18 protein-coding genes are annotated in these 22,052 nt (G+C 54.5%); 1 reads left to right on the top strand and 17 read right to left on the bottom strand.

Annotated features, from left to right (window positions below):
* The 3 genes from ACML7B_RS06190 to cysK form a co-directional block, all read right to left on the bottom strand.
* The coding region (locus ACML7B_RS06190) for an ABC-ATPase domain-containing protein (protein ID WP_418539929.1) at positions 1-1,579 on the bottom strand (1,579 nt) is incomplete at its 3' end.
* On the bottom strand, positions 1,580-2,281 hold the full coding sequence (locus ACML7B_RS06195) for a pentapeptide repeat-containing protein (protein ID WP_346708536.1): 702 nt from the start codon (positions 2,279-2,281) through the stop codon (positions 1,580-1,582). It lies immediately after the preceding gene.
* A 15-nt stretch (positions 2,282-2,296) separates the two neighbouring features.
* Positions 2,297-3,223 (bottom strand): cysteine synthase A, encoded by a 927-nt coding sequence (gene cysK / locus ACML7B_RS06200; RefSeq protein WP_418539932.1) that lies wholly within the window; start codon positions 3,221-3,223, stop codon positions 2,297-2,299.
* 117 nt (positions 3,224-3,340) lie between these two features.
* Between cysK and ACML7B_RS06205 the strand changes: the two genes are divergently transcribed.
* The gene (locus ACML7B_RS06205; protein ID WP_418539935.1) at positions 3,341-3,913 is read left to right on the top strand and encodes a Maf family protein; all 573 of its coding nucleotides are present in this window, start codon (positions 3,341-3,343) and stop codon (positions 3,911-3,913) included.
* A 33-nt stretch (positions 3,914-3,946) separates the two neighbouring features.
* Here the strand turns inward: ACML7B_RS06205 and ACML7B_RS06210 are convergent, their stop codons facing one another.
* From ACML7B_RS06210 to ACML7B_RS06275, 14 genes are all read right to left on the bottom strand, one after another.
* Positions 3,947-5,188, bottom strand: a complete 1,242-nt coding sequence (locus tag ACML7B_RS06210) for an aspartate aminotransferase family protein (RefSeq protein WP_418539936.1) — start codon at positions 5,186-5,188, stop codon at positions 3,947-3,949.
* An 83-nt stretch (positions 5,189-5,271) separates the two neighbouring features.
* Positions 5,272-5,448, bottom strand: a complete 177-nt coding sequence (gene rpsU / locus ACML7B_RS06215) for a 30S ribosomal protein S21 (RefSeq protein ID WP_004054229.1) — start codon at positions 5,446-5,448, stop codon at positions 5,272-5,274.
* Between the two features lie 143 nt (positions 5,449-5,591).
* The gene (gene alaS, locus ACML7B_RS06220; RefSeq protein ID WP_346708540.1) at positions 5,592-8,231 is read right to left on the bottom strand and encodes an alanine--tRNA ligase; all 2,640 of its coding nucleotides are present in this window, start codon (positions 8,229-8,231) and stop codon (positions 5,592-5,594) included.
* Between the two features lie 89 nt (positions 8,232-8,320).
* On the bottom strand, positions 8,321-9,148 hold the full coding sequence (locus ACML7B_RS06225; RefSeq protein ID WP_418539938.1) for a hypothetical protein: 828 nt from the start codon (positions 9,146-9,148) through the stop codon (positions 8,321-8,323).
* A gap of 186 nt (positions 9,149-9,334) precedes the next feature.
* Positions 9,335-10,405 (bottom strand): EcsC family protein, encoded by a 1,071-nt coding sequence (locus ACML7B_RS06230; RefSeq protein WP_418539940.1) that lies wholly within the window; start codon positions 10,403-10,405, stop codon positions 9,335-9,337.
* Positions 10,406-10,585: 180 nt separating this feature from the next.
* Positions 10,586-12,100: a 4Fe-4S dicluster domain-containing protein gene (locus ACML7B_RS06235; protein ID WP_346708545.1), complete on the bottom strand. Its 1,515-nt coding sequence runs from the start codon at positions 12,098-12,100 to the stop codon at positions 10,586-10,588.
* A 172-nt stretch (positions 12,101-12,272) separates the two neighbouring features.
* Positions 12,273-13,280: an aspartate--ammonia ligase gene (gene asnA, locus ACML7B_RS06240; protein ID WP_418539942.1), complete on the bottom strand. Its 1,008-nt coding sequence runs from the start codon at positions 13,278-13,280 to the stop codon at positions 12,273-12,275.
* Positions 13,281-13,282: 2 nt separating this feature from the next.
* Positions 13,283-15,685: a homocysteine S-methyltransferase family protein gene (locus ACML7B_RS06245; RefSeq protein WP_418539943.1), complete on the bottom strand. Its 2,403-nt coding sequence runs from the start codon at positions 15,683-15,685 to the stop codon at positions 13,283-13,285.
* 48 nt (positions 15,686-15,733) lie between these two features.
* Entirely contained in the window at positions 15,734-16,378 is a 645-nt protein-coding gene (locus ACML7B_RS06250) for a vitamin B12 dependent-methionine synthase activation domain-containing protein (protein ID WP_418539944.1), read from the bottom strand.
* 13 nt (positions 16,379-16,391) lie between these two features.
* Entirely contained in the window at positions 16,392-17,261 is an 870-nt protein-coding gene (gene metF, locus ACML7B_RS06255) for a methylenetetrahydrofolate reductase [NAD(P)H] (protein ID WP_346708548.1), read from the bottom strand.
* A 58-nt stretch (positions 17,262-17,319) separates the two neighbouring features.
* Positions 17,320-18,756, bottom strand: coding sequence for a glycogen synthase GlgA (gene glgA / locus ACML7B_RS06260; protein WP_346708549.1), 1,437 nt, complete (start codon positions 18,754-18,756; stop codon positions 17,320-17,322).
* Between the two features lie 63 nt (positions 18,757-18,819).
* Complete coding sequence (gene spo0A, locus ACML7B_RS06265) at positions 18,820-19,611, bottom strand: sporulation transcription factor Spo0A (RefSeq protein ID WP_418539945.1); 792 nt, start codon at positions 19,609-19,611, stop codon at positions 18,820-18,822.
* 119 nt (positions 19,612-19,730) lie between these two features.
* Entirely contained in the window at positions 19,731-20,795 is a 1,065-nt protein-coding gene (spoIVB, locus tag ACML7B_RS06270; RefSeq protein ID WP_418539947.1) for a SpoIVB peptidase, read from the bottom strand.
* A gap of 89 nt (positions 20,796-20,884) precedes the next feature.
* Positions 20,885-22,052, bottom strand: a 1,168-nt coding sequence (locus ACML7B_RS06275; RefSeq protein ID WP_418539949.1) for a DNA repair protein RecN, incomplete at its 5' end; no start/stop codon positions are given.

Genomic DNA, 22,052 nt, shown 5'->3' on the forward strand with positions numbered 1-22,052 from the left:
CTGCGATCTCTTCCACCAGCTCCCGGATGGTCTTCCTTCCATTCAGCGCATGCTCCTCTGCATACCGCAGGATCTGTCCCAGACAGGTCAGCTGCTCCTGGTCCGCCAGCTGTTCCACATACCGCAGGTCCACAGTCTCATGATTCAACTGGAAGCCGTCTCTTCCCAGAGTCTTCACCTTGATCCGTCCCTTGTGGAGGATCCCCGGATTCCTTCCCGGCCGCCGGTCAAATCCCGGAAGAGATCCCTTCTTCTCCGGCAGTTCCAGTCCCGGATACTCTCTGGCCGCCTCCTTGGCCGTCTCCGTGATCTCTCTTGGAATATAGCGGTCCATCTGGATGATGGTATCAGAAGGTTCAAAATAAGCTCCTGAACTTCCCGCCACCAGGATGGTGGAGATCCCGTAATCCTGATACAGTTCCTGCATCCGCTCGATAAAGGGAGTGATAGGCTCCATATCCCGGTGGATCACCCGCTGCATCAGTTCATCCCGCACCATGAAATTAGTAGCGCTGGTATCCTCATCAATGAGGAAAGCCGTCGCTCCCGCCTCCATAGCCTCCGCCACGTTAGCTGCCTGGGAGGTGCTCCCGCTGGCGTCCTCTGTGGAAAAAGCCGTGGTATCCCTGCCATTTGGCAGGTCATTGATAAACATGGAAATATCCGTATGCTTGATGCTCCGGCCATCCTCCGCCCGGATCTTCACCGCCGCCGGGTCTGTGATCACATACTCCCGGCCGTCTCCGGCGATATGGGGATAGACTCCCATCTCCAGCGCTTTCAGAAGGGTAGATTTCCCGTGATAGCCTCCGCCTACGATCAGGGTGATCCCCTTCTTCACTCCCATCCCGGTGATCTTCCCTCCGTAGGGAAGCGTAAGTTCCACCTGAAGGGACCTGGGAGAGACAAAGGGCACCGCCTGCTTCATGGGCCGCTGGGAGACGCCGGAGGCTCTTGGCAGGATGGCCCCATCCGCCACAAACGCCACCAGCCCCAAAGGCTCCAGCTGTTCCCGGATATAGGCCTGGTCTTCCGACAGCTCCATCACCTTCTCCACCTTGTTCTGGTCCAGATTCCGGTAGAGAAGCGCGCCGTCCACACAGCGGGGAAGGAAGTCGAACAGGATCCGGATCAGCTCTCCCGCATTGATGGTCCTTCCGTTGGCCGGGAATCCCACCTCAAAACGCATGGTCACATCCCCGCTTTTTTCGTCGATCCTGCAGGCGCTGCGCTCCAGCACCTCCTGCCCGCAGCGGGTCACTGAGATGAGGCCGCTCTTCCCGGATCCTTTGGCCTGGAAGGAATATTTCTCGATCTGTCCGGCAAATCCCCGGATCAGATGATCCTGCAGGGCGATCCTTTTATGCCGGCTGTCATAGAGCCGTTCCGGGAACCCTGCGGTCTGTCCGGCCACCTCCACATGGACTCTGGATGGCGCCGCGAAGGGATCTCCCTGCACATGGTCGATCACCAGCGTATACCTGCCAAACCGGTAAGCCCCCCTGATCCCTTTGTAGGCCGGATAGCCCTTCCGGTCAATGCTGTATAATAATTTTCTCAGCTCTTCTCCTGTCTTCATCTAATAAGCCTCCGCCTCTTCTCTTGTCAGCCAGAAATGGATCCCGGTGGTGGAATCCTGCCACCGGTCTTCATTAAAATCTTTCACTTCGACCCATTCCCCTTTTTTGTAAATGAAGTCTTCATCCACCAGGGACCAGGCCTCGTCATATTCTTCTTTAAAATCAAAGCTTTTGATGGTCAGCACCTTTGCCTTGCTGCAGCGGCAGGAAGGCAGAGTCGCCGACGTCCGCTTTGCGTCCGCCGGGATCAGAAGCTGCACCAGCCGGTTGTTGAAGCATTTCTTGTATCCCAGGAACGCCCCCTTCTCCGGGCAGTGAAGCCGAAACCATTTCGTCTCCTCATCGGAAATGATCCCGGTAAGATCTGCGTATTCCAGCACCGCACCGAAAAGATCTGCCCCGCAGATATCGCACTGGCGCATATCGCAGTACCGGAAGGAAGCCGTCTTCAGATTGGCATTGCGAAAACTCGCTCCCTTCATGGGACAGCCGTCGAACAGCGCGTTCTCCACACTGCTCCCGGTAAAATCCGCCCCGGAAAGGATCACGCCCTGGAAGGAGCTCAAGGTAAAGTCCACGCCTCTAAGATCCCAGCCGGACAGATCCACAGGCTCCAGCTCCCGCTCTCTAAGATCCAGAAGTGTGCCGTCTCTTCGCTCTTTCAACGCCTCTCTTAATTCTTCTGCGGACAGTTTCTCCATATCTTTCTAATCTCCTTAATCAAACAGCGGGGTGGAGAAGTACCGCTCCGCCGTATCTGCCAGAACCGTCACCACTGTTTTCCCGGGACCCAGCTTCCGGGCCAGCTTCAGCGCTCCCGCCACGCTGGTGCCGCTGGAGATGCCGCACATCAGGCCTTCCTTTCTGGCCAGCTCTCTGGCTGTCTCCAGTGCCTCCTCATCAGTCACTGTGATCACATGGTCGTAGATCTTCTGGTTCAGGATCTCCGGGATCACTCCATCGCCGATCCCCATCTGCAGATGGGTCCCGATCTTGCCTCCGGACAGGATCGCAGCATGCTCCGGCTCCAGCGCCCAGATCTCAATATCCGGGTTGGCTGCCTTCAGGGTCTCGCCGATGCCGGTGATGGTCCCCCCTGTCCCGATTCCGGAACAGAATCCATGGATCGGCTTGCCCGCCTGCTCCAGGATCTCGCGCCCGGTCTGCTCTCTATGGGCGGCGCTGTTGGCTTCATTGGCAAACTGCTGGGGCACATAGACATTGGGGTCTTCTGCCGCCATCTCAGTAGCCAGTTCCATACATCTGGCGATGCAGGCTCCGATATCTCCGTCGTCATGGACCAGGATCACTTCCGCGCCGTAACCCTTCACCAGTTTTCTTCTCTCCTCGCTGACGGAGTCAGGCATGATGATCTTCGTCTGATATCCCTTCACCGCTCCGATGAGGGCAAGGCCGATGCCCTGGTTGCCACTGGTGGGCTCCACAATAATGGTCCCCGGATGGATCAGTCCCTTCTCTTCCGCAACTTCGATCATATTTTTCGCTGTTCTTGTCTTAACAGATCCTCCGATATTGACTGCTTCGAATTTTACCAGAATCTCTGCATCCTCAGGCCCTGTCATCTTGTTCAGACGGATCAGTGGTGTATTTCCCACTGCGTCCAGTACGTTATCATAGATCATGTCTATACACTCCTTTGTTTTGATTTGTGAAATCGAAAGATTTCCATACTTCTTATTATTGTATCATAATTTGTGGTATAATGAACAGGAAAAAGCAAAAAGAAAGGAATTAAAACCATGAAATACATTCTGGCTTCTGCTTCCCCCAGAAGAAATGAACTGATGACACAGGCGGGATTCTCCTTTGAAGTGGTCCCTTCCCAGGTGGAGGAAACCATTTCCCAAACCCGCCCTTCCGACATCGTGACGGAACTGTCCTCCCAGAAGGCCCTGGAGGTCTATGAGCGGCTGCAGCCAAAGGACTGCACGGTGATCGGCGCGGACACCATCGTGGTCTACCGGGATGAGATCCTGGGCAAGCCGGCAGATGAAGCGGAAGCGCTGGATATGCTCTCTCTCCTGGCCGGCCGGACCCATCAGGTATACACCGGCGTCACCCTGGTGCGTCAGGCACCGTCCGGCAGCCGTCCAAAGATCCACTCCTTCTACGAGAAGACGGATGTGGAATTCTATCCCATCCACCGGGAAGACCTTCTCTCCTATATCCGTACCGGCGATCCTCTGGACAAAGCCGGCTCTTACGGGATCCAGGGGCCCTTTGCCATCCATGTGAAGGGGATCCAAGGCGATTACAACAATGTGGTGGGGCTTCCCATCGCCAGGCTATATCAAGAGATCCGGCAGTTCTGACGAACCGCCGGACCTTTTTTCTTCTCTTCTCTTTTATCCTGCCATCTTCATATCCTGATACTCTTCCGCCGCCTCCAGGATGGACGCTTTCATGATCCGAATCAGCTGATCCACTTCCTTTTTCGTCACGGTAAGAGGCGGGATCATCCGGTTCACCCGGTCCCCGATCGCTGTGATCAGCGCCCGGCGCTCCAGCACCTTGTGCTTTACCTCCACCGCAATGGGGATCTCGTACTCACAGCCCACCAAAAGCCCTTTTCCTCTGGCCTCCTTCACATAGGGAAGCTTCGCCAGCTCCTGCCGCAGATACCGGCCTACTTTCCGGGCATTTCCACTTAAGTCCTTCTCCAGGATCTCTGAGACAGATGCCAGGGCCGCCGCGCAGGAGACCGCGTGGCCACCATAAGTGGAACCGTGGGTTCCCATGGTAAAGGACTGAGCCACCTCCTTTGTGGCACAGCAGGCGCCGATGGGCATCCCGCCGCCCAGAGCCTTGGCCATGGACACCGCATCCGGCTTCACATGATATCCCATGTAAGCCATAGGCGATCCCGTCCGCCCCCATCCGGTCTGCACCTCATCCAGCAAAAGTAAAAGCCCTCTCTCATCGCAGAGCCTGCGCAGGCCCTCCATAAATTCCTGGGTGGCCGGATAAACGCCGCCCTCCCCCTGGACCGGTTCGATCATAATGGCAATGGTCTGATCCGTCACCTTGGAGGCAAAATCATCCAGATCATTAAACCTGGCATAGGAAAATCCCGGCACCATCGGCCCGAATCCCTGCTGGATCGCGGTGTCCGGCTGTCCGGTAGCCGCCATGGCTCCCATGGTGCGTCCATGGAATCCTTTCTCTGCAGTCACGATGTGGTATTTCTCCGGTCCGTAATGATCGATCCCGTATTTCCTCGCCATCTTGATCATACATTCATTAGCCTCTGTCCCGGAGTTCTGGAAGAAGATCTTATCCATCCCGATGGTTTCACACACCTTTTGGGCCAGCAGCGCCTGAGGTACCGTATAGGGATAGTTAAAGGTATGCATGATGTCATCCATCTGTTCTCTCACTGCCTGAACTACCCGGGGATTGCGGTTGCCGGGGCTGTTGACTGCTACGCCGCCGTAGAAATCCAGATAAGCGTTCCCCTTCTCGTCATAGAGGTACATCCCCTCCGCCCGCTCTGCGATAAAATCGTAGCGCTCATAGGTCTCCACCATGTACTTGTTCACGATGCTCTTAAGTTCCTCTGCCGTCAGGTTTGTGTCTTTCAGTTTCATGTTGATCTCCTCCTTTTCCTTATCCCGGCATTAGAAAAAGGCGTCGTATCTAACGATACGGCGCCTTTGCCTTTTATGCACTATTAGTTATACTTACGTTTTCTAGCAGCTTCAGATTTCTTTTTACGTCTTACGCTTGGCTTTTCATAGTGTTCTCTTTTGCGAATCTCCTGCTGAATGCCAGCTTTCGCGCAGTTTCTTTTGAATCTGCGTAAAGCGCTGTCCAACGTCTCGTTTTCTTTAACGATTACATTTGACATAGTCTCACACCTAACCTCCCCTCCAGCCCTGTATTGTGCATCCTACGACTGTTCGGGTTATTCTTGCACTAACTTAGATTATAGCACATATTTTGGGTACGTCAACATTTTTTATCTGTTTTTTTCTCGTACCTTGTCCGGCCCTAGGAAAGCTGTGCTTCCAGCACCTCTTTCACCTTGCCGATGGCCTCGTCGATGCCTGCCGGGTTCTTGCCGCCGGCCTGGGCCATGTTAGGACGGCCTCCGCCGCCTCCGCCTACCAGGGAAGCAATGCCTTTGATCAGATTTCCTGCATGGGCGCCCTGTTTTACCGCGCCCTCCGTGGCCATCGCCATCAGGGAAACCTTCCCGTCCACAGCTGAAGCCAGCACGATCACGCCTTCGCCCAGCTTCTCCTTCATCTGGTCGCCCAGCTCCCGCAGGCCGTTCATATCCACGCCCTCGATCCGGGCTGCCAGAAGGGACAGTCCCTTCACTTCCGTGATCTGGTCAGTCACATCTCCCATAGCGTCCTTGGCAAGCTTGCTCTTTAAGCTCTCCACTTCCGCCCGCAGTTCCTTGTTCTCTGCCAGCACATGGGTGATCTTCTCCTCCAGCTTGTCCGGGGATGCTTTCAGAAGCTTCGCCGCGCGGTGCAGCTTCTCTTCCAGCTCACTGTAATAGTTCATCAGCCCTTTGGCGGTCAGCGCCTCGATCCTTCGTACGCCTGCCGCCACGCCGGTCTCGGAAATGATCTTAAAGGCGGTGATCACGCCGGTATTGGACACATGGGTACCGCCGCAGAACTCGATGGAGAAATCTCCCATGCTGACCACCCGGACGATATCCCCGTATTTCTCGCCAAACAGCGCGGCCGCCCCGGTCTTTCTGGCCTCTTCAATGGGCATGTTCTCTACTTTTACCGCCAGATTCTTCTGGATCTGCTCATTGACGATCTCCTCCACCTTCTTTATCTCCTCCGGCGTCAGTGCAGAGAAGTGGGTGAAGTCAAACCGCAGCCGGTCTTCGTTGACGGAAGAACCTGCCTGTTCCACATGAGTCCCCAGGACCATGCGCAGAGCTTTGTGCAGAAGATGAGTAGCGCTGTGGTTGTTGGCGGACAGGGAACGTTTCTCCTGATCCACGGTCAGTTCCGCCTCATCGCCCACCTTCAGCATCCCCTTGGTCACAATGCCCACATGGCCGATCTTGCCGCCCAGGAGTTTTACCACATCCTCCACCTGGAACTCGCCTTCCGCCGTGCGGATCACGCCCTGGTCTGCCTCCTGGCCGCCGCTGGTGGCATAGAACGGAGTCTCCTCCACAAAGATGGTACCTTTCTGTCCCTCGCTCAGAGCCTCCACCAGTTCGGTCTCCGTGGTCAGAACGGTAACCGGCGACTTCCAGCTTAAGTGGTCATATCCTACAAAAGTGGATGTCACGGAAGGATCGATGGACTCGTATACCGTCACGTCCGCTCCCATGTAATTGGTGACTTCTCTCGCCGCCCGGGCAGTTTCCCTCTGCACCTTCATGGCAGCCTGGAATCCCTCTTCATCCACAGAGATCCCCTTCTCCTCCAGGATCTCTCTGGTAAGATCCAGCGGGAATCCATAAGTATCATAGAGCTTGAAGGCCTGGTCTCCTCCCAGCGTCTTCTCCCCCTTCTTCTCCAGTTCTTCTTCCATCTCCGCCAAAATAGAAAGTCCCTGGTCGATGGTCTTGTTAAACTGCTCTTCCTCTTTGGCGATTACCTTGAAGATAAACTCTTTCTTCTCGTCCAGTTCCGGATAACCGTCCTTAGATCCCTCGATCACGGTCTGGGCAAGCTTGGTCAGGAATTCTCCCTCGATATTCAAAAGTCTTCCGTGACGGCAGGCTCTCCGCAGCAGACGGCGCAGCACATACCCCCGCCCTTCATTGGACGGCATGATCCCGTCAGAGATCATAAAGGTTACGGAACGGATGTGGTCCGTGATCACACGGATGGACACATCTGTGTCGTAAGATTTGCCATACTCTGCGCCTGCCAGAGTGCTCACATGCTCCCGCAGAGCCTTGATGGTATCCACGTCAAACATGGAATCTACGCCCTGTACGATACAGGCCAGACGCTCCAGGCCCATTCCGGTATCAATATTTTTCTGCTCCAGTTCGGTATAATGATTATTGCCGTCATTGTCAAACTGGGTAAATACATTGTTCCAGATCTCCATGTACCGGTCGCAGTCACAGCCTACGGTACAATCCGGTTTCCCGCAGCCGTACTCCTCTCCCCGGTCATAGTAAACCTCTGAACAGGGGCCGCAGGGGCCGCTTCCATGCTCCCAGAAGTTATCCTCCTTGCCAAAGCGGAAGATCCGATCCGCCGGGATCCCGATATCCTTATTCCAGATCTCCCAGGCCTCATCGTCCTCCAGGTAAACAGAAGGATAGAGCCGGTCCGGATCAAGTCCCACCACTTCCGTCAGGAACTCCCAGGTCCAGGCGATAGACTCCTTCTTAAAGTAATCTCCAAAGGAAAAATTCCCCAGCATCTCAAAGAAGGTCCCGTGCCGGGCTGTCTTTCCTACATTCTCGATATCCCCCGTACGGATACACTTCTGGCAGGTGGTCACACGCTTGCAGGGCGGGATCTCCTGTCCGGTAAAATAAGGTTTCAACGGCGCCATACCGGAATTGATCAAGAGCAGGCTCTTGTCATTATGGGGCACCAGGGAAAAACTCTTCATGGCCAGATGTCCCTTGCTCTCGAAGAACTCCAGGAACATTCTTCTTAATTCATTCACTCCGTATTTCTGCATAACTTCCTCCTATATTCAGGCTATCCTCTAATTATAAAGAGAGCCCCGGCGTTTGTCAACGCCGGGGATTTCTTATTCTCAAACCTCTGTCAGACAAGATCTTCTGCCAGCCGCCGGATCACATCCTCACTTTCCTCCAAGGCCTCCGCGATCTCCGGGATGGTCTTCCCCTTGGCCAGCTTCTTCCGGATCAATTCTTTTAGTTTTTTCTCCTCTCCTTTATGTTCTCCGGCCTTCTCTCCAGCCTCCCAGGCTTCCTCCCGCTCCTGCCGAATATGCTTCTCCTGGTCATATTCATAGATACTCACGTTCTTCGCCTCCCTGCGATTCCTCTCTAAGAACTCCTTCAGGATCCCCTCCTGGATACATTCCGTAATGGCCCGCTCCACTGCTTCCGCAATGGGCTGTTCTTTGGCGTACTTCCTTACCCGTCCCGTATACTCTGCGTATTCCCACAGGGTATGGCAGACCTCCATCAGCTCCGGGTTATGTCCCTGGTTCACATTCAGCATCAGCACCTTTAGATCCAGCATAGGGTCTTCTTCCTCCACTGTGTACAGGTCAGAGAGCTTCAGGATCTGCCGATCCGGCTGATCCGCCTCCCCATTGTAGAAGACGACAAACCTGGGAGCTGGCAGCTCTACCTTCTTCGTTCCATATAGGTTAGCATCTGCCGTCATCCCTGAAAACATGTCCGACAAGTAAAAGAGAAACCGCACTGGCAAGTTGGGACTGTAAGTTGACTGATGTTCATACAGAGACAGCCGGGCGTCAATGAGGAATGACAGATCATTCTTCATAGACATATAGATGGCGTTCTCCAGAGTGTTGATCTCCAGAAGTTCCGGATCCTCATAGTGTTTCCCACTGATCGCATTGTACAGTTCCAGCAGTTTCCTCTTGTCCTCAAAGATCATGACAAACCTCACTGCGTTGTTTGATTGGGATACAAAGCATTGAGATTTCTTCTGACAGATCCTGTCTGAATGTTCGACGCGGCAGACGCCGCCAAGAAATGAACAGCTAGAAATGTAAATGCTTTTGTTGGGGTAAATTTACCACTGATTTCTTATGCTGTCAACTCTTTCTCTTATTTAATTTTTTCAGTGTAACTTATCTTCCTCTGTTTCATTTTCACTTGCTGATACGTCAATGATCTCCTCTTCTGTTAATTCTGCGATCCGGCTTCCCTTTTCCAGAATAAATCTCTTTTGATAGAAAATATCTGCATATTCAAGAACTTTTTTCATCTGCGCCGTATCAAGAAGAGCCCCAAATATTGCGGACGCAACCGGTACTGCTTTTCCTATACTTTTTAACGTCAGCTTCCGGCCGATCTGTTCCAGTGCATCTCTGAAAATGCTATTCTCCAGACCCTTTTTCCCTGCCTTTTGAAGCGCTGTCCGCGCAGATTTATGCGCCAAAGCTCTCAACTGAGTCAACAGTAAAGGTATCCCACCGCGGCTTGCCATATCTGTCCATGTCTTCTTGGCTGTCTGCTTTACTACCGCAGCCTGTCCCATTACCATGATCTTTCCGATAAGGGTTGTGGCCTCATTATTCACATCATTACTCACAGGACTTAACGCACTGGTAAACACTTCACTTGCGATCATCAGTTCCGCACTGTCATTCTTAACATCATACCCATAAAACATGGCAATCGATTGAACTGCTCTGAAATATAAAAATGTACTCAGTACAATATTAAAGGGCAATCCCCAGAATCCCAGCGCTCCTGTTCCACCGCCTTCAACAATAGCAGCAGCCGTATCCTGGCTTTTGTAGGAACTGACCGCAGCAGCTATATTATAACTCCGCAGCAGACAGATCTCATCCAGATCTTCAATATCTTTAGAATCTGATATTTGATTTAGTTTCTTCAGTATCTGTTTTTCACTAACAGAAAATCTGGAAGCCTGCTCCTCAATTGCCTGGAACCCTGTTCCCATGACTTCCATGATCCTGGAATACAACTCCATCTGTGTAATACTTAGGCCGATCTCGTTTCCCGCCTTTTTTAACTTTTCCGGCAACAGCTGTCCTGCCTTCGCGCCTATCTTTGCAATCTTTCCAGGTGCTGTGAGTTTTTCATACTTTTTACTCAAGGCATCTAAGGCTTCCACTTCCTTCTGATCAAGAACCGGCACAGGCAGAATATAGTTCTCTTTCATAACTTACACCCCGCTCTTTGTAATGGATTATACTGTATATTATTATACACTGTCCTGCCACAATTGAAAATGAATTTCCTGTGCAGCCCTCCTTTTGCCCCTGTTCTCCGAACATAAAAAGATCACCCGCACATTTTCCTGTACGGATGATCTTCTGTGATTCCTGATCTCTATCTGGTTTTAATCCAGCTGGATCTCCTCCAGCTCCTTGGGCGGGATCTGTTTGGTGGACGCCTTCACGAAGTCCTGGATCTTCTTCTGGGCTTTGGCCACCGGGATATTGGTTCCGGCGCCTGCCACACAGCCGCCGGGGCAGCCCATTCCTTCAATAAGGCAGCCGTTCATCTTGCCAGCCTTGGCCAGGGCCAGGGTTTTCTTGCACTCTGCCAGGCCTTCCGCGTGCTCGATGTGCACATCCACGTCCGGGTAGTACTCATTGATACATTTCTCAATGGCCTGGGCCACGCCGCCGGCCACCGCGTATCCTCTTCCCGCTCCGGTGGCGTTGTGGAAGGAGGACTCCGCCTCATATTTGGTCAGATCGATGTCTCTTGCGTCGAACATGGCCTGCAATTCTTCAAAAGTGACTACAAAGTCCACATCGCTTCGCACAGTACGCCGCATGGCCTCCAGCTTCTTGGCCGCGCAGGGCCCGATGAACACCACTTTGGCGTCGGGGTGCTTCTGCTTGATGGTCCGGGCAGTGGCTACCATAGGCGTCAGTTCCTGGGACACTTCATCGACCAGGTCCGGGAAATATTTCTTCGCCAGCATGGCCCAGGAAGGACAGCAGGAAGTGAGCAGGAAGGGCAGTTCTCCGGTGGTCACCTTCTCCACATAGTGATGGGCCTCCGCAACAGCTCCGATATCCGCACCCAGCGCCACCTCGTAGAACTCCGCGAAGCCCAGCTCCTGCAGGGCCGCCTTCAGGTTCCTGGGGGTGATGTTATCCCCAAACTGTCCGTAGAAAGCCGGAGCGATCTCCGCGATGATCTCATCTCCCTTCTTCAGGGCATGAGCCAGCTGGAAGATCTGGGATTTATCGGAAATAGCTCCAAAGGGGCAGCTTACCATACACATGCCGCAGGAGACGCATTTCTCCGAATCAATATAGGCCCGCCCCATCTTGTCCGATGTGATGGCGTTTACGCCGCAGGCCCGGGCGCAGGGACGCTCCTTTTTGGAAATGGCGTCATAGGGGCAGACGGATTTGCATTTGCCGCACTTGATACATTTCTCCTGATCGATATAGGACTTTCCTTTGACAAAGGAGATGGCTCCCTTGGGGCAGACCTCCATACAGGGATGGGCAAGGCAGCCTTTGCACATGTTGCTCACTTCGTATCCCCGCTCCTCGCAGGCTTCACAGGCGGAAGGGATCACCTGCATAAGGGGCGGCTCATAGTATTTCTCGGAAATATTGCTGGCCTCCACGCCGGCAGTCAGATGGACCGGCTTATTCTCCGGCCGCAGGGAAAGTCCCATGGCAAGCCGCAGACGCTCCCGCACGATGGACCGGGCCCGGTATACGCTCTCCCGGTATTTTACCTTGGTGTCTTCATTGACGATCTCATAGGGGATGGCTTCCATGTCGTCATTCAGCGTCTCATCGCTGGACTCAAATCCAAGCCTTGCCACCTCTTCGAACACTTTTCTTCGGATCCTGCGGACGGTAGTATCCAATCCTCGCATCATAATGCTCTTCCTCCTGAATCTTCTATTTTTCCTGGATTTACAGTATTTATGGTACTACTATAAATAGTCGTTAATTTATTGTCAAGTCGGTTTTCTGTTTAATTTTCCATACAATCGAAAAAACGGAAAACCGCCCCTGCAGCTTTCCGTTTCTCTTTTTCTTCCTATGGATTTATAAAAGGATGATCTTGTGTTCCTTACAGGTCTTACGCATCTCCTCCGGCCAGATACTTGCCTGCACCTCGCCCACATGCGCCCGGTCCAGAAGCAGCATACACAGTCTTGACTGGCCGATACCGCCGCCGATGGTATAGGGCAGTTCTCCGTTCAGGAGCATCCGGTGATAAGGAAGGTTCCTTCTGTCCTCACATCCTGCTTTGACCAGCTGTTCCTCCAGAGACTTCTCATCCACCCGGATCCCCATGCTGGAGATCTCCAGGGCACAGTTCAAAGTGTCGAACCAGAACAGGATGTCCCCGTTAAGCTGCCAGTCGTCATAGTCCGGCGCCCGCCCGTCGTGAGGCTTGCCGCTTTTCAGCTTCTCGCCGATCTTCATCAGGAATACGCAGCCGTACTCTTTGGTGATCAGATTCTCCCGCTCCTTGGGCGTCTTGTCCGGATACCGGTCCTCCAGCTCCTGGCTGGTGATAAAGGCAACCCCGTCCGGCAGATGTTTTACTGCCTGGGGATATTTATACCACACTTCATGCTCCATGTGCTTGATGATCTTGAAGATGGTGCGCACTGTGTCTTTCAGCGTGTCAACGGTCCGCTCCTCTTTGGTGATCACCTTCTCCCAGTCCCACTGGTCCACATAGCAGGAATGGAGATTGTCAAGCTCCTCGTCCCGGCGGATGGCGTTCATGTTGGTGTAGAGGCCTTCTCCCGGCTGGAAGCCGTACTCTTTCAGCGCCATTCTCTTCCACTTGGCCAGCGACTGCACCACTTCCATCTCTTCTCCCGGAACGCCGGCAATGTCAAAATGCACCGGCCGCTCCACGCCGTTCAAGTTGTCGTTGAGGCCGCTGCTCCTGGCCACGAAAAGAGGGGCGGAGATCCGCTCCAGATTCATCTCTTTGCCGAATTCCTTCTGGAAGGTGTCCCGGATGTATTTGATAGCTTCCTGTGTCTCCCGCACGCTTAAGCGGGGATCATAATGTTCTGGTATGATAAGTCTCATGTCTAGTTCTCTCCTTTAAAAAGTTCTTGTGTATAGTATACCGACTGCATGGCATCTTTTCCATAGAAATCTGCGCCGATCATATCTGCGTACTCCTGGTTGAGCACCGCGCCGCCCACCATGACCTTGCAGTCCGGCTTCTGTTCCCGCAGAAGACGGATGGTCTCTTCCATGCTCACCACCGTGGTGGTCATCAGGGCGCTTAAGCCCACCAGCCGTACATCCTCCCGGAGGGCGGTCTCCGCCACCAGCTGGGGAGGCACGTCTTTCCCCAGATCGATCACATCGAATCCATAGTTCTCCAGCAGCACCTTGACAATGTTCTTGCCGATATCATGGATGTCGCCTTTCACCGTGGCCAGGATCACTTTCTCCTTCTTTTGCTCCGGCCCGTCCTGTTCCGGCATCCGCTCTTTCAGCACGGCAAAGGCGATCTTGGCCGCGTCCGCGCTCATGAGAAGCTGGGGCAGGAACAAAGTCCCCTTCTCAAATCCCTTGCCCACCTGATCCAGCGCCGGGATCATGGCCTCGTTGATGATCTCCAGCGGAGCCTTCTCCTCAAGAAGCCGCAGGGCTCCCCGGTGGGCCTCCTCTTTCAGCCCCTTCTCAATGGATTCCTTCAGGGAAATATCCCGGGCGGAAGCCGCCGGCGCAGCAGGCGCCTGGTTTCCATAGACTTCTATATATCGCTCGCAGTTCTCGTCATATCCCATCAGGGCGCAGTACGCGTAGTAGGATCGCATCATGTCTTCGGACAGGGGGTTGATGATCCCGGCGCTTAACCCCTTCTGCAGCGCCATGGTATAGAAATTGGCGTTGATCACCGGGCGGGAAGGCAGCCCGAAGGAAATGTTGGATACTCCCAGCACCGTACATACCCCGTAAGTCTTTCGCACCCCTTCCAGGGCCTCCAGGGTGGTTCTGGCCCCTGCCGGGTCAGAGCTGATGGTCATGGCCAGCACATCGATAACGATGTCCTTCTTCGGGATCCCGTACCGGGCCGCTTCCCGGATGATCCTGCCTGCGATCTCCACCCGGCCCTTGGCCGTGTCCGGGATCCCGTTTTCATCCAGGGTAAGCCCTACCACCACGCCGCCGTATTTCCGGATCAGCGGGAAGACGACGTCCATACTCTCCTGCTTGCCGTTTACCGAGTTGACCATGGCCTTCCCGTTATAGATCCTGAGCGCCGCCTCCAGGGCCGCCGGATCCACGGTATCGATCTGCAGGGGAAGACTGGTCACGCTCTGCAGCTCCGTCACCACCTTCTTCATCATGGCAGGCTCGTCAATATCCGGAAGCCCTACGTTCACATCCAGGATGTGGGCTCCCTGATCCTGCTGCCGCACGCCCTCTGTCAGGATGTAATCCAGATCCTGCTCCTTTAGCGCCTGCTTAAACCGTTTCTTGCCGGTGGGATTGATCCGCTCTCCGATGATCACCGGCTTCTCCCCCAGGATCACCGCCCTGCCATAGGAGGAAACGATGGTTGCCTCTTCCGGTTCCGGTATCTGTCTGTGGGCAAAGGCATGGGAAGCCTTCACCCGCTCCGTCATCCTGCGGATATGGGCCGGCGTGGTGCCGCAGCACCCGCCGATGAGGGAGGCTCCCTTTCTTACGATCTCCTCCATGTATCCTGCGAATTCTTCCGGCTCTACATCGTAGTAAACTTCCCCGTCCTTCTGCTTGGGAAGGCCGGCGTTTGGCTTTACAATCACCGGAAGGGAGGTGTATCTTAACAATTCTTCCAGGATGGGCATCATCTGCTCCGGCCCCATACCGCAGTTGATCCCCAGAGCGTCCACTCCCAGCCCCTCCAGAAGGGCTGCCACGGAAGGCACGTCCCCGCCGGTGAGAAGCTTCCCCTTCTCATCAAAGATCATGGTGGCGAACACCGGAAGGTCTGTATTCTCCTTTGCCGCCAGCACCGCTGCCTTCACCTCATAGGTGTCGCTCATGGTCTCAATATGAATGAGGTCCGCCCCTGCCTGCTCCCCGGCCACGGCAGCCTCCCGGAAGGCCTCATAGGCCTCCTCGAAATCCAGGTCTCCCATAGGCTTAAGAAGTTTCCCGGTGGGGCCCATATCCAGCGCCGCATAGACTTCTCTTCCGTCTGTGACGCCCAAACGGGCAGCCGCCTTCACATTCTCCACCGCCGCCCGGATCACTTCCGCCAGGTCATGTTCCGGATCATGATATTTCAGTGCGTTGGCTCCGAAAGTGTTGGTAAGTACGATATCACTTCCCGCCGCAAAATACTGCCGGTGGATCTCTGTCATCTCCTCCCTGTGGGTGAGATTCCAGGTCTCCGGCAGTTCTCCCGGCGCAAGCCCCCGCTCCTGAAGAAGGGTACCGGTCCCGCCGTCAAAAAACAGCAGTTCCTTCCCCAGTCGTTCCTTTAGCATCTGTTTGCTCCTTCCTGCTCTCTTTTCTGCAATGTCATAGTCTGTCTCTTACTCCCGGCGGTAAGCGCAGTCGATCTTCCCGCAGCTTTCACACCCCTGCCGGTGGCAGGCTGTCTCCTCCAGAGAGATCCCCACCAGAGCCGTCACCGATTTGGACGGCGTCAGCATATAGCCGTCGGTCATGGTAAGCCCGATCCTTTTGGGCGCCTCCAGGCGCTGAAGAAGGGCTTTCTGATGATGGATGGAGAAATCCCCGTACCCCGGGCTGAACCTGGGCCTTAAGTAAAGTCCTTCTTCCTCCAGCTCCTTCTTTCTCTCCTCCTGCCAGGCGTCCAGGTATTCCTCCAGCCTGGCCGCCGCGCAGGCCTGAAGGATCACCGCCCGGGTCATGTCCGTGCGGCTGTACCGGCGCAGCAGAAGATCCGTCCGGGTCCCAAGTGTGGCGGCCGCCAGGATCACTTCCCGGCAGCCCTTCAGATTCCTTGCAAGCCCCCGGCTTCTGATATCCATTCCCGCCGTCTCCACCTGGTCCGGCTCCCGGACCGTCACCGGCTCCCGCCGCCACACGATCCGTTCCTCCCGGAGCCCTTCCAGCTCTTCAAAAGACTGCCGGATCAGTTCCAGCGTCCTTTCCTCCCCGGGATTCCTGCCGTATCCCAGATAGCGGAGCGCTTCCTTCGTCCTGTGATCCATGTTCCGGCCGCTCCTAATGCTTCACGATGGCAGACAGATTGTTCATGATAGCCGCAGCCACCTCCGGCTTGTTCATGGAATACACATGGACATGATTGATGCCATTGGCGAAAAGGTCGATGATCTGGTCGGTGGCGTAGGCGATTCCCGCCTGCTGCATGGCCGCCGGATCGTCCCCGAACCGGTCCAGCACATCCAGGAACCGCTGGGGCAGCACCGTCCCCGACATATCGCAGATCCTCTTCATCTGTTTCTTGTTGGTCACCGGCATGATCCCCGGCAGGACTGGAACGGTAACGCCCGCCTCCCGGATCCGATACAGGAAGTTATAGAGGATGCTGTTGTCAAAAAACATCTGGGTGGTCAGGAAATCCACGCCCCGGTCCACCTTCTCCTTCAGATGGAGCACATCCTCCTTCCGGTTCTCTGACTCCACATGGCCCTCCGGATAGCAGGCCGCGCCGATGCAGAAATCACCCGCGCCCTTGATCTCTTCGATCAGCTCACAGGCATACCGGTACTGGTTGGGAAGGGGGAAGTCCGACTCCTGGGGAATGTCTCCCCGCAGGGCCAGGATATTCTCGATCCCCTTTTCCTTCAGCTCCCCGATCACCTTGTGCACATGCTCCCTGGTAGAGGAAACGCAGGTTAAGTGCGCCAGGCTCTCCACTCCCAGGTCGTCCCTGATATGGGCAGCGATATTTACGGTATTGGCGCTGGTGCCGCCGCCTGCCCCGTAAGTCACACTGATGTAGGAAGGATGGAGCGCTGCGATCTTATCCGTGGCGTTCAGCACGCTCTCGTAGGCTGCATCCGTCTTGGGCGGAAATACCTCGAAGGATATGTGCGGGGTTGTCTCTTTCAGAATCTCTCGGATCTTCATAATTTTTCCTCCTTTATCTCAAAAGAGCAAAGCCTGAGACTTTGCTCTTTCCTGTGGTTTACATTTCGTCGTAAAGTTTCTCATACTGTCTGGCGGAATTGTTCCAGGAGAAGTCTTTCTCCATGCCCCGCTCTACGATCTTGTTCCAGTCCCGCTTCTTATCGTAATAGATCTGCTCCGCGTAACGCACGGTCCCCATCATCTCATGGGCGTTGTAATTACTGAAGCTGAAGCCGGTCCCGGTCTTCTCATACTCATTGTAAGGCTCTACCGTATCCTTAAGTCCTCCGGTCTCTCGCACGATAGGAACGGTGCCGTACCTGAGGCTCATCAGCTGGCTCAGGCCGCAGGGCTCAAACAGCGACGGCATAAGGAAGGCATCGCAGGCTGCGTAGATCTTGTGGGAAAGTTCCTCGGAATAGAAGATATTCGCGGACACCTTGCCCTGGTACTTCCAGGCGAAGTGCCGGAACATATTCTCGTACTGATCCTGGCCGGTCCCAAGTATGACGAACTGAACCGCGTCCTGGCACATCTCGTCCATCACATAGGCGATCAGGTCAAATCCCTTCTGATCCGTCAGACGGGAGACAATGCCGATCAGCATGGTCTTGTGGTCTACAGCAAGTCCCAGCTCCTGCTGGAGCGCCGTCTTATTCTTCACTTTTTCCTTCCGGAAGTTGCCCACGTTATAGTTCCTGGCAATGTACTTGTCTGTCTCCGGATTATAATCTTCGTAATCGATGCCGTTGACGATCCCCGACAGGCAGTTGGATCTTGCGTTCATCAGGCCATCCAGCCCCTCGCCGTAGAAGGGCATCTTGATCTCTTCCGCGTAGGAGTTGCTGACGGTGGTCACCCGATCCGCATAGACGATACCGCCCTTCAGATAGTTGGCGTCCTTGTAAGCCTCCAGCTTGTCCGGCGCGAAATAATATTTGGGAAGCCCGGTGATGTCCATCACCCGCTTGGTATCCCACACGCCCTGGAACTTCAGGTTATGTATGGTCATGATGGTCTTGATACCCCGGAAGTACTCGTTCCCGTACCGGAAGTTGTCAAGATACACCGGGATCAGGCCTGTCTGCCAGTCATGGCAGTGGATGATGTCCGGACGGAAATCAAGAAGCGGCAGCGCGCTTAAGACTGCCTTGGAGAAGAACGCAAACTTCTCGATATCTGCGTACATGTCCCCATAGGGCGCCATCCCGTTAAAATAAAATTCATTATCTATAAAATAGAACGTAATTCCCTCGTACTCCAATTCCAGGATCCCTACGTATTGTTTTCTCCAACACAGATCCATGTAAAAATGAGTGCGATACTGAAGCTTTTGTTTCCACTCATCTTTCATGCACATGTACTTGGGCAGCATCACCCGTACATCGTATTTTTCCTTGTCAAAATATTTTGGTAAAGAACCTGCAACATCTGCCAGGCCCCCTGTCTTGATAAACGGAACGCACTCGGATGTCGCAAAAAGTATTTTTTTCATTGCTTCTCCTCCCAACCTCACGATTTATCCTATTATATCGCATTTTTCTCAGGAATGAAAGCATTATCTGTTTTTATATTCCAAACGGATGGTATCCGCGATAAGCGCAATGAATTCAGAGTTGGTAGGCTTTCCCTTTCCATTGCTCACCGTATATCCGAACAGCTGGTCCAGGGTGTCCAGCTTCCCTCTGCTCCAGGCCACCTCAATGGCGTGGCGGATCGCCCGCTCCACCCGGCTGGCCGTGGTCTGATGGATCTTCGCCACCGTGGGATAGAGGACTTTGGTGATGGCGTTCAGCACATCCATATCCTCCACCGCCATCAGGATGGCGTCCCGCAGGTAATGATACCCCTTGATGTGGGCCGGGATCCCGATCTCGTGGATCATGTCGGTGACCCGGGCTTCCAGATTCACCTGGGACTGGCCGCAGACCACCGGCTCCCCGTCCTTTATCCCTTCCGGCCGGAGCCGTTCCCCCTGGTTTGTATGTTTGATCCTTCCAAGCACCGTCTCGTTGTTGAAAGGCTTTAAGATATAGTAATTCGCGCCTTTGCGGAAGGCGTCTTCTGTGATCCTTTCCTGTCCCACGGCGGTGATCACGATAAAAGCCGGATGCTTCTTAAGCTCTGTGTCCGCGTTCACCAGGTCCATCACGCTTAAGCCATCCATTTTCGGCATGATCAGATCCAGAAGGACAACGTCCGGCTGTTTCTCGCGGATCAGCCGGTATACGTCCTCCCCGTTGCTGGCTTTGCCAACCAGACGCAGGTCTTTGTCGCTGTCGATGATTTCGCCAAGCAGATCCAGGATTCTTTCATTATCGTCGGCTATTGCTACGTTTATTTCACTCATTTTGCGAAATACCTCCTTTCTCGTACAATAAAACCGTCATGACCAATTATATATTTCGTCATATTTCAAAGCAAGAAATTGCTGTCGTAAAAACCTGACACCATGCGACTGTTTTCACGCTATTCTACATTTTTCAACATATTTTCTATAAAGATCCCGTACCCCCTGGCCGGGTCGCTGACAAACACATGGGTGACCGCTCCCACCAGCTTCCCGTCCTGGAGGATGGGGGATCCGGACATCCCCTGTACGATGCCGCCGGTAACTGAAAGGAGATCCTGATCCGTCACCCGGATCTCCAGCCCCTTGTTGGCTTCCTTCGCATGGGTGTCGATTTTTGTGATCTCAATGTCGTACTCTTTTACCTCTCCTTCCACCGCGCACCGGATCGTGGCCGCCCCTTCCCGGATCTCCTCCTTCGCCGCCGTCTCCACCGGGACCTGGTCCGAGAACAGGGTGTCGATCCTCCCGATCTCGCCATAGATCCCTTCTTCTGTGTTCTGTTCAATAGTCCCCAGAACATTGTAATTGTTGTAGATGATGATCCCTTCCATTCCCCCCGGCGTGCCGTCCGCTCCTTTCTGGATGTCCTTGATGCTGGTGGAGTAAAGGGTTCCCCGGGAGATGGCAAGAAGCTTCCCGGTATCCATGTCGTGGATCCCGTGTCCCAGAGCGCCAAACCGGCTGTCCCCGTTGAGAAAGGTGACAGTCCCCAGGCCTTGGGCATTGTCCCGCACCCAGATGCCAAGCTTGTATTCCTCCGGCCCGCACAAGACCGCCCGGGTCCGCACATCGATGGTCTCACCGCCCCGCTGCAGCGTCAGCACCACATTCTCGTCCCGAAGCGCTTCCACCTCCCGGATCAGTTCCTTCTTGTCCCGGACTTTCCTCCCGTCCAGTTCCAGGATATAATCCCCTGCCCGCACCAGGTTCCTGGCCGGCTCCTCAGGGTTTCCGTCCAGCCCCTCCACCGCTCCGGTGCCCAGGACCATCACCCCCTCCGTCTCCAGATAGATGCCCACCGGCATCCCACCGGGGATCACCATGGTCCCCTCCGCCGGCTTAGCGCTCACTTCCCGGTCAAACTGCTCCTCATACCCGTGGATCAGATACCAGCTTCCCCCTGTGGCGGCTACAAAGACCAGGACCATGATCAAGATCCTCCGATACCAGTATTTTCTCATCTCATTCTTCCTTTCTTCCCGAAATAAAAAGACAGGCGTCTTTTCTGACACCTGTCTTAGTATGTGGAACTTTCCTGGTTTCCATCCTTTTATTTTATCCCTTTTGCAAGTTCTTTCATCTCTCTGGCGTTGGTGAGCACCGCCTCTGTGATCCTGGCTCCGCCAAGGATCCTTGCCAGTTCCCGGACAGAATCTTCCTCGGTAAGCCTGCGGATCCTGGTCCTGGTCTCCATCTCCTCCACCGTCTTCTCGATCACATAATGAGCGTCCGCCATGGCCGCGATCTGGGCAAGGTGGGTGATGCAGATCACCTGATGGGTCTTTCCGATGAGAGCCATCTTCTCTGAGACTTTCTGAGCGGTCCGCCCGCTGATCCCCACGTCGATCTCATCGAAGATCAGAGTCTCAATGTCATCCCTCCTGGCCATTACCGTGCGGATGGCCAGCATGATCCTTGAGAGTTCCCCGCCGGAAGCCACGTCTTTCAAAGGCCGCAGAGGCTGTCCCGGATTCAGGGAGATCATGAACTCCACATCGTCGGTTCCGTTTCCGGTATAGGACTTCAGCTCTTCAAAATGGATCTCAAACCGCACATCGGCGAAATTCAGCTCCTCCAGGCCTTTCTGCACCGCCTCTTCCAGAATGGCCGCCTGGCTTTTCCGCACCTGGCTTAAGCTGCGGCAAGCCTTTGCAAGAAGGGCTTCCGCTTCCCTGGCCTTCTTCTCAAGTCCGGCGAGATAGGCCTCATAGTCCTGGAGTTTTTCCAGCTTCCCGGCCTGCTGCTCCTGATAAGCCAGGATCTCTCCCACCGTTCCGCCGTATTTTACCTTCAGGCGGTTGATCTCGTTGAGCCGGTTCTCCGTTTCATAGAGCTCTTCTTCCGAGTACTCGCAGCTCTTGCTGTAATCGGACAGCTCCCGGTTAAAATCATTGAGAAGGCTGTCCACTTCCACCAGCTGTTCCCGCAGCTGCCTGGCGCCTTCGTCACATTCAGCCGCCTCAGAAAGGGCCCGGATCGCCCGGCTTAAATTCTCGCTGGCGCTGTCCGGATCCTCGCTGGTATAGCGGTAGGCTTCCAGCGCGCTTCCGGCGATCTTCCTTCCGTTGGCCATCCGCCGGTAGGCGCTCTCCAGCTCTTCGTCCTCCCCTTCCTGCAGCGCCGCCTTCTCGATCTCCTCCACCTCGAATTCCAGAAATGCCATCTCTTTGGCCCGCTGGGACTCGTCCATAGAGACTTCCTCCAGCTCTTTCTCACAG

Origin of the sequence: Massilistercora timonensis (genome assembly GCF_048354975.1) — a bacterium.
Taxonomy (GTDB): domain Bacteria; phylum Bacillota; class Clostridia; order Lachnospirales; family Lachnospiraceae; genus Massilistercora; species Massilistercora timonensis.

Excerpts from the sequence above, each read along its gene's own strand:
- ACML7B_RS06195 (WP_346708536.1), bottom strand. The coding sequence starts at position 2,281 with ATGGAGAAACTGTCCGCAGAAGAATTAAGAGAGGCGTTGAAAGAGCGA.
- cysK (WP_418539932.1), bottom strand. The coding sequence starts at position 3,223 with ATGATCTATGATAACGTACTGGACGCAGTGGGAAATACACCACTGATC.
- ACML7B_RS06205 (WP_418539935.1), top strand. The coding sequence starts at position 3,341 with ATGAAATACATTCTGGCTTCTGCTTCCCCCAGAAGAAATGAACTGATG.
- ACML7B_RS06210 (WP_418539936.1), bottom strand. The coding sequence starts at position 5,188 with ATGAAACTGAAAGACACAAACCTGACGGCAGAGGAACTTAAGAGCATC.
- rpsU (WP_004054229.1), bottom strand. The coding sequence starts at position 5,448 with ATGTCAAATGTAATCGTTAAAGAAAACGAGACGTTGGACAGCGCTTTA.
- alaS (WP_346708540.1), bottom strand. The coding sequence starts at position 8,231 with ATGCAGAAATACGGAGTGAATGAATTAAGAAGAATGTTCCTGGAGTTC.
- ACML7B_RS06225 (WP_418539938.1), bottom strand. The coding sequence starts at position 9,148 with ATGATCTTTGAGGACAAGAGGAAACTGCTGGAACTGTACAATGCGATC.
- ACML7B_RS06230 (WP_418539940.1), bottom strand. The coding sequence starts at position 10,405 with ATGAAAGAGAACTATATTCTGCCTGTGCCGGTTCTTGATCAGAAGGAA.
- ACML7B_RS06235 (WP_346708545.1), bottom strand. The coding sequence starts at position 12,100 with ATGATGCGAGGATTGGATACTACCGTCCGCAGGATCCGAAGAAAAGTG.
- asnA (WP_418539942.1), bottom strand. The coding sequence starts at position 13,280 with ATGAGACTTATCATACCAGAACATTATGATCCCCGCTTAAGCGTGCGG.
- ACML7B_RS06245 (WP_418539943.1), bottom strand. The coding sequence starts at position 15,685 with ATGCTAAAGGAACGACTGGGGAAGGAACTGCTGTTTTTTGACGGCGGG.
- ACML7B_RS06250 (WP_418539944.1), bottom strand. The coding sequence starts at position 16,378 with ATGGATCACAGGACGAAGGAAGCGCTCCGCTATCTGGGATACGGCAGG.
- metF (WP_346708548.1), bottom strand. The coding sequence starts at position 17,261 with ATGAAGATCCGAGAGATTCTGAAAGAGACAACCCCGCACATATCCTTC.
- glgA (WP_346708549.1), bottom strand. The coding sequence starts at position 18,756 with ATGAAAAAAATACTTTTTGCGACATCCGAGTGCGTTCCGTTTATCAAG.
- spo0A (WP_418539945.1), bottom strand. The coding sequence starts at position 19,611 with ATGAGTGAAATAAACGTAGCAATAGCCGACGATAATGAAAGAATCCTG.
- spoIVB (WP_418539947.1), bottom strand. The coding sequence starts at position 20,795 with ATGAGAAAATACTGGTATCGGAGGATCTTGATCATGGTCCTGGTCTTT.